The sequence below is a fragment of the Pseudomonas syringae pv. cilantro genome (assembly GCF_001293775.1).
Taxonomy (GTDB): Bacteria; Pseudomonadota; Gammaproteobacteria; order Pseudomonadales; family Pseudomonadaceae; genus Aquipseudomonas; species Aquipseudomonas syringae_P.
On sequence record NZ_LGLN01000078.1, the window covers coordinates 102350 to 117769 of the forward strand.

The 15420-nt window shown below is 59.6% G+C and carries 11 protein-coding genes; 3 read left to right on the forward strand and 8 right to left on the reverse strand.

Annotation, left to right across the window (positions count from 1 at the left end; translation table 11 throughout):
- The coding region (locus tag ABJ99_RS22040) for a DUF934 domain-containing protein (protein WP_054087611.1) at positions 1-474 on the reverse strand (474 nt) is incomplete at its 3' end.
- A complete protein-coding gene (locus ABJ99_RS22045; RefSeq protein ID WP_054087612.1) occupies positions 458-2116 on the reverse strand; it encodes a nitrite/sulfite reductase in 1659 nt (552 codons plus the stop codon). The genes ABJ99_RS22045 and ABJ99_RS22040, both read right to left, overlap by 17 nt.
- Positions 2117-2676: 560 nt before the next feature.
- Here ABJ99_RS22045 and ABJ99_RS22050 point away from each other — a divergent pair.
- The gene (locus ABJ99_RS22050) at positions 2677-3774 is read left to right on the forward strand and encodes an ABC transporter substrate-binding protein (RefSeq protein WP_054087613.1); all 1098 of its coding nucleotides are present in this window, start codon (positions 2677-2679) and stop codon (positions 3772-3774) included.
- 54 nt (positions 3775-3828) lie between these two features.
- Here the strand turns inward: ABJ99_RS22050 and metH are convergent, their stop codons facing one another.
- Both metH and ABJ99_RS22060 read right to left on the reverse strand, forming a co-directional pair.
- Complete coding sequence (gene metH, locus ABJ99_RS22055; protein ID WP_054087614.1) at positions 3829-7548, reverse strand: methionine synthase; 3720 nt, start codon at positions 7546-7548, stop codon at positions 3829-3831.
- Positions 7549-7553: 5 nt separating this feature from the next.
- A complete protein-coding gene (locus ABJ99_RS22060) occupies positions 7554-7820 on the reverse strand; it encodes a hypothetical protein (protein WP_054087615.1) in 267 nt (88 codons plus the stop codon).
- Between the two features lie 68 nt (positions 7821-7888).
- Between ABJ99_RS22060 and ABJ99_RS22065 the strand changes: the two genes are divergently transcribed.
- Both ABJ99_RS22065 and nfuA read left to right on the forward strand, forming a co-directional pair.
- Entirely contained in the window at positions 7889-8911 is a 1023-nt protein-coding gene (locus ABJ99_RS22065; RefSeq protein ID WP_054087679.1) for an acyltransferase family protein, read from the forward strand.
- A 70-nt stretch (positions 8912-8981) separates the two neighbouring features.
- Positions 8982-9575 carry a Fe-S biogenesis protein NfuA gene (nfuA, locus tag ABJ99_RS22070; protein WP_007251835.1) on the forward strand — a complete coding sequence of 198 codons (594 nt, stop codon included), beginning with the start codon at positions 8982-8984 and terminating at the stop codon, positions 9573-9575.
- A 157-nt stretch (positions 9576-9732) separates the two neighbouring features.
- On the opposite strand, the gene ABJ99_RS22075 is transcribed toward nfuA, so the two are convergent.
- The 4 genes from ABJ99_RS22075 to ABJ99_RS22090 are packed head-to-tail and all read right to left on the reverse strand — an operon-like array spanning position 9733 to position 15332.
- Entirely contained in the window at positions 9733-11682 is a 1950-nt protein-coding gene (locus tag ABJ99_RS22075) for an acetyl/propionyl/methylcrotonyl-CoA carboxylase subunit alpha (RefSeq protein ID WP_054087616.1), read from the reverse strand.
- Complete coding sequence (locus ABJ99_RS22080) at positions 11679-12539, reverse strand: gamma-carboxygeranoyl-CoA hydratase (protein ID WP_054087680.1); 861 nt, start codon at positions 12537-12539, stop codon at positions 11679-11681. The genes ABJ99_RS22075 and ABJ99_RS22080 overlap by 4 nt, the downstream gene beginning before the upstream one ends.
- A gap of 8 nt (positions 12540-12547) precedes the next feature.
- Complete coding sequence (locus tag ABJ99_RS22085; protein ID WP_054087617.1) at positions 12548-14155, reverse strand: carboxyl transferase domain-containing protein; 1608 nt, start codon at positions 14153-14155, stop codon at positions 12548-12550.
- Positions 14156-14168: 13 nt separating this feature from the next.
- Complete coding sequence (locus tag ABJ99_RS22090) at positions 14169-15332, reverse strand: isovaleryl-CoA dehydrogenase (protein WP_054087618.1); 1164 nt, start codon at positions 15330-15332, stop codon at positions 14169-14171.
- Between the last annotated feature and the right edge of the window lie 88 nt (positions 15333-15420).

Here is a 15420-nt window from a genome sequence, read left to right on the forward strand (position 1 = left end):
CAGCGGCTCGTCGGTCGCGGCCTGATAGGTGACCGAGAAGTCCTTCAAACCCTCCAGGGCCTCGTACGGATCCTTGTCGGCACGCACCGCAAACGCATCGAAGCCACAGCGGCGCATGTAGAACAACTGATCACGCAACACATCACCAATCGCCCGCAGCTCACCCTTGTAACCATAACGCTCACGCAACAGACGCGCGTTCGAGAAGCTGCGACCATCGGTGAAGGCCGGAAAATTCAGAGCGATGACCTGAAACTGGTCGACATCCTCGCCGATTTCCTCGGCTTCTTCATCGCTGTCCAGCCACACGCCCAGACCACCGTCACGTGCCTTCAGCGCATGCGCGTGTTCGCGCCACAGCGCCAGCGGAACGATCAGGTCGTCGCAGTTCGACAGGCTGTCAAAGGTCGTTTCCTTGGGCAACAAATGCCAGGTTTCGTCGATGACCTCGTTGTTCTTAATGATTCGCTGCATAGACGCGCTCCTTGAAAGGGTCAATGCCAATACGTTGGTAGGTGTCGATGAAACGCTCGTCTTCAGTCCGTTTTTCAACGTAGACGTCGATCAGCTTCTCGATCACGTCCGGCATCGCGTCCTGGGCGAACGAAGGGCCGAGAATCTTCCCCAGGCTCGCATCACGGCTGGCGCTGCCGCCGAGCGAAACCTGGTAGAACTCTTCTCCTTTCTTGTCCACGCCCAGAATGCCGATGTGGCCGACATGGTGGTGACCGCAGGCGTTCATGCAGCCGGAAATATTCAGGTCCAGCTCACCGATATCGAACAGGTAATCCAGATCGTCGAAGCGGCGCTGGATGGATTCGGCAATCGGGATCGACTTGGCGTTGGCCAACGAGCAGAAATCACCACCCGGGCAGCAGATAATGTCAGTCAACAAGCCGATGTTGGGAGTCGCAAAGCCGTTTTCGCGCAGCTCGTTCCACAGTGCGAACAATTGGGCCTGCTCGACATCGGCAAGGATGATGTTCTGCTCGTGGGAGGTGCGCAGCTGTCCGAAGCTGTAGCGGTCGGCCAGATCGGCGACGGCGTCGAGCTGTTTGTCGGTCAGGTCGCCCGGTGCCACGCCGGTCGGTTTGAGCGACAGGGTCACCGCAATGTAGCCCGGCTTCTTGTGCGCCAGTACATTGCGCTGACGCCAGCGGGCAAAGCCCGGATGCAGGGCATCGAGCGCCGCCAGTTCAGCGTGTTGATCGCTCAGAGCCTTGTATTGAGGGTCGACGAAGTGCCGCGAGACGCGCTGCACTTCGGCTTCGGTCAGGGTGGTCTGGCCGCCACGCAAGTGGGCCATTTCCGCCTCGACCTTCGCCGCGAATACTTCAGGAGTCAGTGCCTTGACCAGAATCTTGATGCGCGCCTTGTACTTGTTGTCGCGACGACCGTAGCGGTTATAGACCCGCAGAATGGCGTCCAGGTAGCTCAGCAGGTCCTGCCATGGCAGAAACTCGTTGATGAACGCGCCGACCACCGGAGTGCGGCCCAGACCGCCACCGACCAGGACCCGGAAGCCCAGTTCGCCAGCGTCGTTGTGCACCGGTTCAAGCCCGATGTCATGAACTTCGATCGCTGCGCGGTCGCTGGTCGAGCCGTTGATGGCGATCTTGAATTTGCGCGGCAGGTAGGCAAATTCCGGGTGAAAGGTGGTCCACTGACGAACGATCTCGCACCATGGCCGCGGGTCGATCAGCTCATCGGCGGCAACCCCGGCAAACTGGTCGGTGGTCACGTTGCGCAGGCAGTTGCCGCTGGTCTGGATGGCGTGCATCTGCACGGTCGCCAGCTCGGCAAGGATATCCGGCACATCTTCAAGCGCCGGCCAGTTGAACTGCACGTTCTGACGGGTGCTGATGTGCGCGTAGCCCTTGTCATAATCGCGGGCGATCTTTGCCATCATGCGCGCCTGACGCGAGGTCAGTTGGCCGTACGGTACGGCGACGCGCAACATTGGCGCGAAGCGCTGAACATACAGCCCGTTTTGCAGGCGCAACGGTCGAAACTCTTCCTCGCTCAGTTCCCCGGCCAGATAGCGGCGGGTCTGATCCCGGAACTGCTTGACGCGGTCCTCGATGATCCTCTGATCGTAATCGTCGTATACGTACATATAGGTCCTGTTCTCAGGCTTCGTCATGAAGCAGGTCAGTCGAGTGAAAGTCCGGGCGGCAACGCCTGTCGTTCGCTGTCTGCCTGCTTCATCTGGTCAATTCTGCGCGCACGGCCGCGCACTCCCCGTGGGGGCGGAGGCGACGATAGCAGTTTGCAGATATCGATAAAAGTGATGTTTATATATATGCAAATCACTAAAAGCGATAAGCAATTCAGCGTGGGTTCATATCCCTTCTTGCCGTGTGGTCAAGACTCGACTTAACTGAGGTTGTCACCGTGAAGAAAGTGGCCAGACCTGATTTTTCATGTGCAATCACCTACAAAACCGACAAGAGGCGATGCGATGAGCAAGCACCCGAAAGTAACCAAGCCAGGCAAGTCCGTTGATGCCTGGGCCATTCTTTTCATTGTCATTCTGGCCGTTGCCGCCGCACTGTTCTGGGTCAGTAGCCGGTAACCTTCCGGATAAAGATTTGCCCTGGCCTCCAGAACCTTGCAGGTGCGGCCGATAGCTCGCCTGTAAAGCGATCAATCGCTGGTGTCTCAAGGCTCAATGGTATGAAGGCGTGTCTCCAATGGCTGATCGTGCTCGGCTGGCTGTGGTCCGCTGCGTCAGGTGCCGCGTCGGTGGTGTTCATAAGCCCCGGTTCGGAAACCGATGGGTACTGGCAGAGCTATTCAAGAGTGATGCAGACGGCTGCCCGTACAACGGGCATGTCCCTGACAATTCTCTACACCGATCGCGACACGCGAACCTTGATCGCCATGGCGCGGAAAAGCTTGCAGGGCGATGAGCGGCCGGACTATCTGTTGTTCTCCAATGAGCTGAATGTGGCGCCGGAGATTCTGCGCCTGTCTATCGGCAGCGGGGTCAAGCTGTTTGCGGTCAATAACACGCTGACCGCCGACCAGATGCGCATGCTGGGCGATCTGCAGGTTCGCTATCCGGATTTCATCGGCAGCCTGGTCGGCAATGACGAGGAGGGCGGTTACCTGACCGCCAAGCGGCTCATCAGCCTCGCGCCTCGTTCAACCGAGAGGTCGACCGTTGAAATGCTGGCCTTTTCCGGAACCAATACCACCGCCGTTTCGCTGCTGCGCGAAAAGGGCATGTTGCGCGCTGTTGCCGAACACCCCGAAGTGCATCTGCGGCAAATCGTCGTGAGCGGATGGCGGCGTGATCGGGCGCTGGAGCAGGCCCGTGTGCTGTTCAAGCGCCATCCGGATATTCGTCTGGTGTGGGCGGCCAATGAACTGATGGCATTCGGTGCCATGGATGCCTTGCGCGAGCGTGGCGGTTCGCCGGGCAGGGACATGGTATTCAGCGCCATCAACGGCACGGCTCTTTCATTGCAAGCGCAATTGAATGGCAGCCTCAGCGTAGTTGCCACCGGCCATTTCACCCTGGGAGGCTGGGCCATTATTCTTCTGCATCGCTACGATGCCACCCAGCCACATGCTCGTCAGCCATTGGGCGCGCGAACCATCGACGTTTTGCACCTGGTCGAGCCGCAGGATACGCAGCGTTTTCTGGAAGCGACCCGCAATGAGCGTTACCAGCTCGACACGCGAGCCTTTGACACGCAGGCATCGGGTGAGAAATCGCCGTTTTCGCTCAAAAGCATGCTGCCGCCCGCCGCGCTAGGCAGCCAGTAAACGGCTGGTGTCACAGGTGCAGCTGAACAGGTATCAGCTGCACCTGTGAGAGCGTTACTCGTCGTAGCCCAGGTTGGGTGCCAGCCAGCGCTCGGTCACGCTCAGGTCCTGGCCTTTGCGGGCTGTGTAACTTTCGACCTGATCCTTGTCGACCTTGCCCACTGCAAAATACTGCGCCTGCGGATGAGCAAAATACCAGCCGCTGACTGCCGCCGCAGGGAACATAGCGTAATGCTCGGTCAGGAACACTCCGCTTTTACCCGGCGTGTGCTCGGGCGTGCCTTCCGGCAGCGGGTCGAGCAGGGCGAACAGAGTGCCTTTTTCCGTGTGATCGGGGCAAGCCGGATAGCCAGGAGCCGGGCGGATACCCATGTATTGCTCCTTGATCAGCGCTTCGTTGTCCAGCGCTTCGTCTTTGGCGTAGCCCCAGTATTCCTTACGCACCTGCTGGTGCAGCCATTCGGCGCAGGCCTCGGCAAGGCGGTCGGCCAATGCTTTGACCATGATCGAGTTGTAGTCGTCGCCTTTGTCCTGATAGGCCTTGGCAACCTCTTCGGCACCGATGCCAGCGGTGGTGATGAAGCCACCGATGTAGTCGGTCAGGCCGCTGTCCTTGGGCGCGACGAAGTCGGCCAGCGAGAAATTCGGCTTGCCGTCGGGTTTGATGGTCTGCTGACGCAAGTGATGAAGTGTTGCCAGTGGTTTGCCGTCGTCACCGTAGACTTGCAGATCGTCATCGTTGACCTGGTTGGCTGGCCAGAAACCGAACACCGCACGTGCGCTGATCAGCTTCTCGTCGATCAGCTTGCGCAGCATCTGCCGAGCATCTTCAAACAACGCGGTGGCTGCTTCACCGACCACTTCGTCGGTCAGGATGCGCGGGTACTTGCCGGCCAGGTCCCACGAGATGAAAAACGGTGTCCAGTCGATGTATTCGGCCAGCACGTTCAGGTCGATGTCCTGCAGTACGCGGGTGCCGGTGAAAGTCGGCTTGGCCGGGGTGTAGCTTTCCCAGTTGAACTGCGGCTTTTTCGCCACCGCTGCGCCGTAGCTCAGGCGTTCGGTGCGCGCGCTGCGGGCCGAGGTGCGTTCGCGCACTTCGATGTACTCCAGACGGGTTTTTTCGATGAACGCCGGTTTCAGCTCCTTCGACAGCAATTGCGTTGCGACGCCCACGGCGCGGGACGCGTCGGTGACATATATCACTGCATCGTTGCTGTACTTGGGCTCGATCTTGACCGCGGTGTGCGCCTTGGAGGTGGTTGCGCCGCCGATCATCAACGGCAGGTGGAAGTCCTGGCGCTGCATTTCCCGGGCAACGTGCACCATCTCGTCCAGCGACGGGGTGATCAGCCCGGACAGGCCGATGATGTCGCACTTCTCGTCGCGGGCCACCTGCAGGATCTTCTCGGCAGGCACCATCACGCCGAGGTCGACAATGTCATAGCCATTGCAGCCCAGCACCACGCCGACAATGTTCTTGCCGATGTCGTGAACGTCGCCCTTGACCGTGGCCATGAGGATCTTGCCCTTGGCTTCGGGCTTGTCGCCTTTTTCCAGTTCGATGAACGGGATCAGGTGCGCCACCGCCTGCTTCATGACACGTGCAGATTTGACCACCTGCGGCAGGAACATCTTGCCCGCGCCGAACAGGTCGCCAACCACGTTCATGCCCGCCATCAGCGGGCCTTCGATGACCTCGATAGGCCGGGTGAAGCCCAGGCGCGATTGTTCGGTGTCCTGAACAATGTGGGTCGTGATGCCTTTGACCAGCGCGTGTTCCAGTCGCTGATTGACCGGCCAGCTGCGCCATTCCTCGGTTTCGGCTTCTTTTACGCTGCCGTCGCCCTTGTACTTGTCGGCAATGGCCAGCAGGGCGTCGGTGCCGTCCGCCGTGCGGTTGAGCACCACGTCTTCCACGCAATCACGCAACTCGGCCGGGATCTGATCGTAGATTTCCAGCTGCCCGGCATTGACGATGCCCATGCTCAGGCCGTTACGGATCGCATGCAGCAGGAACACCGAGTGAATCGCCTCGCGCACCGGATTGTTGCCGCGGAACGAGAAGGAGACGTTGGACACACCGCCCGAGGTCAGGGCGTACGGTAGTTCATCGCGGATATAGGCACAGGCATTGATGAAGTCGACGGCGTAGTTGTTGTGCTCTTCGATGCCGGTGGCGATGGCAAAGATGTTCGGGTCGAAAATGATGTCTTCCGGCGGGAAGCCTACCTCGTCGACCAGAATGTCGTAGGAACGTTTGCAGATTTCCTTCTTGCGCGCCTCGGTATCGGCCTGGCCCTGTTCATCGAAGGCCATGACCACCACCGCAGCGCCATAACGCTTGCACAGGCGAGCATGATGGATGAACTGCTCGACGCCTTCTTTCATGCTGATCGAGTTGACGATGCCCTTGCCCTGAATGCACTTCAGGCCGGCTTCGATCACTTCCCATTTGGAGGAGTCGATCATGATCGGCACGCGGGAGATGTCCGGCTCGCCTGCGATCAGGTTGAGGAACGTCACCATGGCCTTCTTCGAGTCGAGCATCCCTTCGTCCATGTTGATGTCGATCACCTGGGCACCAGCTTCGACCTGCTGCAGGGCGACTTCCAGCGCTTCGGTGTAGTTGTCTTCTCGAATCAGGCGGGCAAAGCGGGCGGAGCCGGTGATGTTGGTGCGCTCGCCGACATTGACGAACAGCGACTGGCGGTCGATGGTGAACGGTTCGAGACCCGACAGGCGACAGGCTTTCGGGATGTCCGGAATCTCGCGCGGCGCGTAGCCGGAGACCGCTTCGGCAATCGCCTTGATGTGCGCGGGCGTGGTACCGCAGCAGCCGCCGACGATATTCAGAAAGCCGCTTTGGGCGAATTCTTCGATGATCTTCGCGGTCTGGCTCGGTAATTCGTCGTATTCACCGAAAGCGTTGGGCAGACCGGCATTGGGGTGCGCAGACACATGCGTATTGGCCTTGTTGGCCAGCTCTTGCAGATAAGGACGCAGCTCGCTCGCGCCCAATGCGCAGTTCAAACCGACCGAGATCGGTTTTGCGTGGCTGATCGAGTTCCAGAACGCTTCGGTGGTCTGCCCGGACAGCGTGCGTCCCGAGGCGTCGGTAATGGTGCCGGAAATCATGATCGGCAGCTCGAAGCCCAGTTCTTCGAATACGCCCTGTACGGCAAAGATCGCGGCTTTGGCGTTCAGTGTGTCGAAGATGGTTTCGATCAGAATCAGGTCGGCGCCGCCTTCGATCAGACCTTGGGTGGCTTCGGTGTAGTTCTCCACCAGTTCATCGAACGTGACGTTGCGATAGCCGGGGTTGTTGACGTCCGGTGACAGCGAGCAGGTCCGGCTGGTCGGGCCCAGAACACCAGCGACAAAACGCGGTTTGTCGGGGGTTTCGAGGGTCTTGGCGTCTGCCACCTTGCGCGCTAGACGAGCGCCTTCGAGGTTCAGCTCATAGACGATCGATTCCATGCCGTAATCGGCCTGGGACACCTGAGTAGCGTTGAACGTGTTGGTTTCGAGAATGTCGGCGCCCGCATCGAGATAGGCTTTTTCAATCGCGCCGATCACATCGGGGCGGGTCAGGATCAACAGGTCGTTGTTGCCTTTGACGTCGCTCGGCCAGTCGGCGAAACGCTTGCCCCGGTAGTCCTGCTCTTCGAGCCGGTAGCTCTGAATCATCGTGCCCATGCCGCCATCGAGGATCAGAATCCTCTGTTTGAGAGCGTCGAGAAAGGCTTGATGGCGGGCGCTGCGGTCAGACATGGGGGCTACCTTGAGAAGGTCGATGCTTTAAAGAGCGCGATGATAACAAACCGGAACGCTTTTGGTGCAGATGTGCCTTTTGCATGAAATTCGTTCATGTTGTGCGGCCAGGTCGGCATGACAGTGCGCTGCGCTTTGGCAAACACCGCCACAGGTACCGGACCAGCGTCCTGTAGCGCTGCATGCCTTATGGGGTATGGCTTGCGGCCATCGTCGTTTCCTGAACGAGAGGCTTTTTTTGCGATCTTTTTTTCAAAAGCGGGGTCGGACATGGGGCGCGCCATGTGTCACCGGATTTTTGGGGGCGATGGCTGAAAGTCAGGCAGCAGAGGTTTCAGTGATGTTGATTTCGGTTCAGGCCCTGCGGGCATTCGCTGCGTGGGTTGTGGTATGTCACCACTTCATGCAGATTTTTTTCGACTTCAAGGCCAGTGGTCCTATAGGTCAGTTTTTTGTTTCCAAAGGCGCCGTCGGCGTCGATATCTTTTTCGTCATCAGCGGCCTGGTGATCTTTCTGTCCACGCAAGACAAGGCGATACCTGCACGGCGCTTCATTCTGCACCGCCTGATCAGGATTGTTCCGGCCTACTGGCTGTATACCGTCGCTATGGGCTTGCTGCTGTTGATCGCAGCGCCAATGCTGCCGCACCAAGTCATCGGCTGGCAGAACTTCCTTCTGTCGCTGATCTTCATTCCCTCGGAAAACCCCGGTGGTTATGGCCTGTACCCGACGCTGAACGTCGGCTGGACGCTCAATTACGAAATGTTCTTCTATCTGTTGTTTTCGATGGTGTTTCTGTTCGAGCAGCGCCATCGACCGCTGATCATTGCGGCTGCGCTGTTCGCCGTCTGTGAGGTGCTGGCGAAGGCTGGCCTGATCAGCCGCTTTTACGGCAATGACATTGTTTACGAGTTTTTGCTGGGCATCGGCATCGGCATCCTTTATCGCCGCGGCCTGATTCGCAATGCCCTGTGGTTGCCATTGTTGGGCATCGCGGTGGGGCTGTATGCGATCAATAACCTGACTAACGAGCAACGGTTGCTCAATTGGGGCCTGCCTAGCGCGTTGATCGTGCTGTCGTGTATCTCCCTGGAACCTTATTTCAGAGGTAGCCGGCTGCTCAAAGTGCTGGGCGACTGCTCCTACTCGGTGTACCTGCTGCACGTGCTGGTGCTGTATGGCGGCTTACTGATGGCGCAACGCTTCGGCCTGAGTCCTTATGTTGTGTTTGCATTCTGCGTGCCGATCATCGCCATCGGCGCGTGGGTCAGTTACGAGTGGATAGAGAAGGGCCTTTATCAGCGCATCAAGGGCTGGCTGGACGGACGGCGACAGGTCAATCGAGCGCAGGCGTTAACCTGACAAAAACACTAGGACTTTGTGTGCAGCGGCCGATTGGCGTAAACTGCACGCACGTCTGCGAGGAATTTTCATGACCGCTATCACTATTACCGATGCCGCCCACGATTATCTGGCCGATCTGCTGGAAAAGCAGAATACCCCAGGCATCGGCATCCGCGTGTTTATCACCCAGCCCGGCACTCAATATGCCGAAACCTGCATCGCCTACTGCAAGCCGGGCGAAGAAAAGCCCGAAGACAAGGCCATCGGTCTGAAGAGTTTCACGGCCTGGATCGACGGCTTCAGTGAGGCTTTTCTGGACGACGCGGTCGTTGACTACGCCACCGATCGCATGGGCGGCCAGCTGACTATCAAGGCGCCAAATGCCAAGGTTCCGATGGTCAACGCCGACAGCCCGATCAACGAGCGCATCAATTACTACCTGCAAACCGAAATCAACCCGGGTCTTGCCAGCCACGGTGGTCAGGTCAGCCTGATCGACGTGGTCGAAGAAGAGGCGAAGCACATCGCCGTTCTGCAATTTGGCGGTGGCTGCCAGGGTTGTGGTCAGGCCGACGTGACCCTCAAAGAGGGCATCGAGCGCACGTTGCTTGAGCGTATTCCCGAGCTCTCGGGTGTTCGCGATGTGACGGACCATACGCAGAAAGAAAACGCTTATTACTGAGTCGTTTTTGCTGCAAAAAACGCTCTGGCCTGGCCGGGGCGTTTTTGTTTGCGGTGCAAAATCAGGGCTAGCGTTATAAAGCTGCTGCCCTGGCCTCTTCGCGAGCCAGCGAAGCAAATAATAAACGCTGGGCCAGTTTTTTGCGCGCAGGGTTGGCTCAGGCCATCTCCACCAGCACCGCACCTTCGGTGACCATTTCGCCCTCACGGCAGTACAGCGCAGCGATCACGCCGGCACTGGCTGCGCGGATGCTGTGTTCCATCTTCATCGCTTCCAATACCACCAATTGCGCCCCGGCCTCGACTGCCTGTCCCGTCTCGACCAGGACGCGCACGATGCTGCCGTTCATGGGCGCAACCAAGCCGCCTTGCTGGCTTTGACCCTCATCCACTCGGGTCACCGGGTCCGCTTTACTGAGGGTGTGCAGGTCTCCCTCCCATTTGAGATAAAGCGTGTCGCCGCGACGGATCGCCAAGTAGTGATGACGCACGCCGTTGCACTCAATGCTCAACCGGTCGCTATTCAGCGCGAACAATGATGCGCTGCTGTTGCGCAGGCGGACGGTGCGGGTCTGGCCGTTGCAACTCAATTGCAGATCATGCTCCGCTGGCATGCCTGCGCGCCAGCCGCTTGGGGATGACCACGGTGAATGCGGATCAGCCGGTTGGATCCGTGCCGGTTCGCTTTGGCTGAACGCTTCGCCAGCCGCCTGCCAGAAGGTCTCGCAGAGTTCGGTGGTGTCGGGCAGCAGCTGTGACTGATGGCGCGCAATGAAGCCGGTATCCAGTTCGGCGGCGGCAAACGCCGGGTGGGCGATAATGCGTCGCAGAAACGCCAGATTGGTCCTTACGCCGCCGACCGCACACTCGTCGAGCATCGCCAGCAGGCGCAGACGCGCTTCTTCACGCGTCTCGCCCCAGGCGATCAGCTTGCCGAGCATCGGATCGTAGAAGGGGGAAACGCTGTCACCCTCGGCCACGCCGCTGTCCACACGTCTGCCGATGCCGTGAGCAGGTTCGCGATACAGGTTCAGCGTGCCGGTCGCGGGCAGGAAGTCGTTGACCGGGTCTTCAGCGTAGAGTCGCACTTCGATGGCATGGCCGATCAGCGGAACCTGCGCCTGGGTGATCGGCAGCGGCTCACCGCGCGCCACGCGGATCTGCCACTCGACCAGATCGAGTCCGGTAATGTATTCGGTCACCGGATGCTCGACTTGCAGGCGCGTGTTCATCTCCATGAAGAAGAACTCGCCGCGCGCGTCCAGCAGGAACTCCACGGTGCCCGCGCCCACGTAGCCAATCGCCTGCGCCGCCTTGACCGCCGCATCGCCCATGGCTTTGCGCAACTCAGGCGTCAGACCCGGCGCCGGCGCTTCTTCGACCACTTTCTGGTGGCGGCGCTGAATCGAGCAGTCGCGCTCATTGAGGTACAGGCAATGACCGTGCTGATCGGCAAACACCTGAATCTCGACGTGACGCGGGGAAAGCACGTATTTTTCCACCAGCATTCGCGCATCGCCGAACGACGACTGCGCCTCACGCTGCGCCGAAGCCAGCGCTTCTGCCAGTTCGCTGGCCTGTTCGACCACTTTCATGCCTTTGCCACCGCCGCCGGCGGTGGCCTTGAGCAAGACCGGGTAGCCGATTCGTTCGGCAGCGGCGGCGAATGTTTCGCTGTCTTGCGCAGCGCCGTGATAGCCCGGCACCAAGGGCACACCCGCTTTTTCCATCAACGATTTGGCTGCGGACTTGCTGCCCATGGCATCGATGGCCGAGGCGGGCGGGCCGAGGAATATCAGCCCGGCGTCTTCTATAGATCGAGCGAAATCGGCGTTTTCAGAGAGAAAGCCATAACCGGGATGGATCGCCTGCGCGCCACTTGCTCGTGCGGCGTCGATCAGCCTGTCGATCATCAGGTAGCTGTCTGCAGCTTTGCTTCCACCCAGGTCCACGCGGATATCCGCTTCCCGGCTGTGCCGCGCATCCCGGTCGATGGCGCTGTGCACGGCAACCGTGGTCAGGCCCATGTTTTTTGCGCTGCGCATGATACGACAGGCTATTTCGCCCCGATTGGCAATCAACAGCGTGTTCAGCTCCGGTGTGCTCATGATTGCGAGTCCTTGTGTGGTTCGGTCGGGGCAGGCCGCTCGATGGCCTGTTCGTCAGGCGCAAGCTGCCAGCCCGGCGCACGCTTCTGCAGAAAAGCGCGCAGGCCTTCCTGACCTTCGGCGCTGGTACGGATGCGGGAGATCGCGCTTTCACAATAACGACGCAGCGCGGGCGTCAGCTCGCCACTGCCTACTTCACGAAGCAATTCCTTGCTGACACGCATGGCCTGCGGACTGTTGAGCAGCAGGTTATCGATCCATTCGGTCGTTCTGGCTTCCAGTTCCGCGCTTGCATAGCACTCGGCGATCAGGCCGATCTGTTGCGCACGCTGGCCGTCGAAGCGTTCGGCGGTCAGCGCATAGCGACGTGCCGCACGCTCACCGATGGCCTGCACCACGAACGGGCTGATGACCGCAGGGGCAAGTCCGATACGTACTTCGGAGAGGCAGAACTGCGCATCTTCGCCAGCGATGGCCATGTCGCAACAACTGATCAGGCCCAGCGCGCCGCCAAACGCTGCACCCTGCACCACGGCCAGCGTAGGGAGCTTCAGTCTGGCGAGGTTGTACATCAACTCGGCCAGCTCCCGTGCATCGTCCAGATTGGTGTTGTAATCCAGATCGGCGGCCTGCTGCATCCAGGCCAGGTCGGCGCCTGCGCTGAAATGCCGGCCGCGGCCACGCAGCACCAGGAAACGCAGGCTGGTGTCGGCCTGCACCTGATCCAGGGCAATGATCAGCTCGCGAATCATCTGCGCGTTGAACGCATTGTTCTTGTTCGGGCGATTCAGCCAGAGCGTGGCGAAGCCTCGCGGATCGTCGATCAATTCGATTGTGGCGAATGAGGTCATGGTTATTTCCCCGCTTACATGCGGAACAGGCCGAAGGTCGTCGGTTCGATGGGCGCGTTGAGCGAGGCGGAGATAGCCAGCGCAAGAAGGTCGCGAGTCTGTGCCGGGTCGATGACGCCGTCGTCCCACAGGCGGGCGCTGGAGTAATACGGATGCCCTTGGTGTTCATACTGATCGAGAATCGGTTGTTTCAGCTCGGCCTGCTGTTGCGCGCTGAACGCCTGTCCAGCGCGCTCGGCCTGTTCGCACTTGACCTGCACCAGCACGCCCGCGGCCTGTTCGCCGCCCATTACGCCGATGCGTGCGTTGGGCCACATCCACAGAAAGCGCGGATCGTAGGCGCGACCGCACATGCCGTAGTTACCGGCGCCGAAGCTGCCGCCAATGATCACTGTGAATTTCGGCACTTTGGCGCAGGCCACGGCGGTCACCAGTTTGGCTCCGTGTTTGGCGATGCCGCCTGCTTCGTATTTCTGGCCAACCATGAAACCGGTGATGTTCTGCAAAAACAGTAGCGGAATGCCGCGCTGGCAGGCCAGTTCGATGAAATGCGCGCCTTTCTGTGCGGCCTCGGCAAACAGAATGCCGTTATTGGCCAGAATGGCTATCGGGTAACCGTGCAGATGAGCGAAGCCGCAGACCAGTGTGGTGCCGAACAGCGCCTTGAATTCATCGAGCACCGAACCGTCGACCAGTCGGGCAATCACTTCACGCACGTCAAACGGCTGTTTGGTGTCGGTCGGGATGATGCCGTACAGCTCGTCACTGGCGTATAACGGGGCGATGGGCGTGGTCACGTTCAACTGACCCTGTTTGCGCCAGTTGAGGTTGGCAACAACGCGCCGTGCCAGTGCCAGGGCGTGTTCGTCGCTGTCGGCATAGTGATCGGCCACCCCGGAAGTGCGGCAATGCACGTCGGCGCCGCCGAGGTCCTCGGCACTCACCACTTCGCCCGTAGCGGCTTTTACCAGCGGCGGGCCGGCCAGAAAGATAGTCGCTTGCTCACGCACCATGATCGCTTCATCGGCCATGGCCGGAACATAAGCGCCACCAGCGGTGCAAGAGCCCATGACCACGGCAATTTGCGCAATGCCTTGGGCGCTCATGTTGGCCTGATTGAAGAAGATCCGCCCGAAGTGTTCGCGATCCGGGAACACCTCGTCCTGACGCGGCAGGTTGGCGCCGCCGGAATCCACCAGATAAATGCATGGTAGGCGATTCTGCTGGGCGATGGTCTGCGCCCGCAGGTGTTTTTTGACGGTCAGCGGGTAGTAGGAGCCGCCTTTCACCGTAGCGTCATTGGCGATGATCATGCATTCGACGCCTTGCACGCGACCGATGCCGGCAATCACACCGGCCGCCGGGACGTCTTCGCCATACACCTCGTACGCAGCCAGTTGACCTATTTCCAGGAATGGCGAGCCGGTGTCCAGTAAACGGTTGATACGCTCACGTGGCAGCAGCTTGCCGCGCGAGATGTGGCGTTCCTGCGCTTTTGGCCCGCCGCCTTGCCGGACTTTGTTCAGTTGGCTGCGCAAGTCTTCGACTTGTAATAGCAACGCTGCGCGGTTACGCGAGAATTCATCGGAGCGCGGGTTGATTCGTGTTTGCAGGATGGCCATGAGAACTCCGGAATCAACGGGTTTCGTTAAACAGTTCGCGACCGATGAGCATGCGCCGGATTTCGCTGGTGCCTGCGCCGATCTCGTACAGCTTGGCGTCGCGTAACAGGCGACCGACCGGAAATTCGTTGATGTAGCCGTTGCCGCCAAGAATCTGGATCGCGTCCAGTGCCATCTGGGTTGCCCGCTCGGCGCTGTACAGGATCACGCCTGCGGCGTCCTTGCGGGTGGTTTCGCCTCGATCGCAAGCCTGAGCAACTGCATACAGATAAGCCCGGCTGGCGTTGAGCTGGGTGTACATGTCGGCCACCTTGCCCTGAATCAGCTGAAACTCACCGATGCTCTGGCCAAACTGTTTGCGGTCGTGAATGTACGGAACCACGACGTCCATGCAGGCCTGCATGATGCCGGTTGGCCCGCCGGAGAGGACCACGCGCTCGTAATCCAGGCCGCTCATCAAGACGCGAACGCCGCCATCGAGTGCGCCCAGCAGGTTTTCTTCCGGCACTTCGACATTGTCGAAAAACAGTTCGCAGGTATTGGAGCCGCGCATGCCGAGCTTGTCGAACTTGCCGCCGCGTGAGAAGCCTTTCCAGTCGCGCTCGACGATGAATGCACTGATGCCATGCGCGGCTTTCGCCAGGTCGGTCTTGGCGTAGATCACGTAAGTGTCGGCATCCGGACCGTTGGTAATCCAGGTTTTGCTGCCATTGAGAATGTAGCGGTCACCGCGCTTGTCTGCCCGCAGCTTCATCGACACCACGTCCGAGCCGGCATTGGGTTCACTCATCGCCAGCGCGCCAACGTGCTCGCCGCTCAACAGCCGGGGCAGGTAACGGGCTTTCTGCTCGGGGTTGCCGTTGCGGTTGATCTGGTTGACGCACAGATTGGAGTGCGCGCCGTAGGACAGCGCCACCGACGCCGAGCCACGACTGATCTCTTCCATGGCGACCACATGCGCCAGATACCCGAGGCCTGCGCCGCCGTATTCTTCGCTGACAGTGATACCCAGCACGCCCATTTCACCGAATTTACGCCACATGTCGGCCGGAAAAAGATTGTCCCTGTCGATCTGCGCAGCGCGGGGGGAGAGCTCTGTGGCCACGAATGATTGCAACTGATCGCGGAGCATGTCGATGGTTTCGCCCAGGGCGAAGTTCAGGCTGGGGTAACTCATGAGCAGCGTTCCTGTTTTATTCTTGGAATTGATTTTGAACGGATTGGCTATGACCTTTACGTTAACGTAAGCCTGCAGATGAGCGCTG

Coding starts and splice junctions, on each gene's coding strand:
- ABJ99_RS22085 (WP_054087617.1), bottom strand. CDS start 14,155: ATGGCCATCCTGCAAACACGAATCAACCCGCGCTCCGATGAATTCTCG.
- ABJ99_RS22060 (WP_054087615.1), bottom strand. CDS start 7,820: ATGTCCGACCCCGCTTTTGAAAAAAAGATCGCAAAAAAAGCCTCTCGT.
- metH (WP_054087614.1), bottom strand. CDS start 7,548: ATGTCTGACCGCAGCGCCCGCCATCAAGCCTTTCTCGACGCTCTCAAA.
- ABJ99_RS22050 (WP_054087613.1), top strand. CDS start 2,677: ATGAAGGCGTGTCTCCAATGGCTGATCGTGCTCGGCTGGCTGTGGTCC.
- ABJ99_RS22045 (WP_054087612.1), bottom strand. CDS start 2,116: ATGTACGTATACGACGATTACGATCAGAGGATCATCGAGGACCGCGTC.
- ABJ99_RS22075 (WP_054087616.1), bottom strand. CDS start 11,682: ATGAGCACACCGGAGCTGAACACGCTGTTGATTGCCAATCGGGGCGAA.
- nfuA (WP_007251835.1), top strand. CDS start 8,982: ATGACCGCTATCACTATTACCGATGCCGCCCACGATTATCTGGCCGAT.
- ABJ99_RS22065 (WP_054087679.1), top strand. CDS start 7,889: ATGTTGATTTCGGTTCAGGCCCTGCGGGCATTCGCTGCGTGGGTTGTG.
- ABJ99_RS22090 (WP_054087618.1), bottom strand. CDS start 15,332: ATGAGTTACCCCAGCCTGAACTTCGCCCTGGGCGAAACCATCGACATG.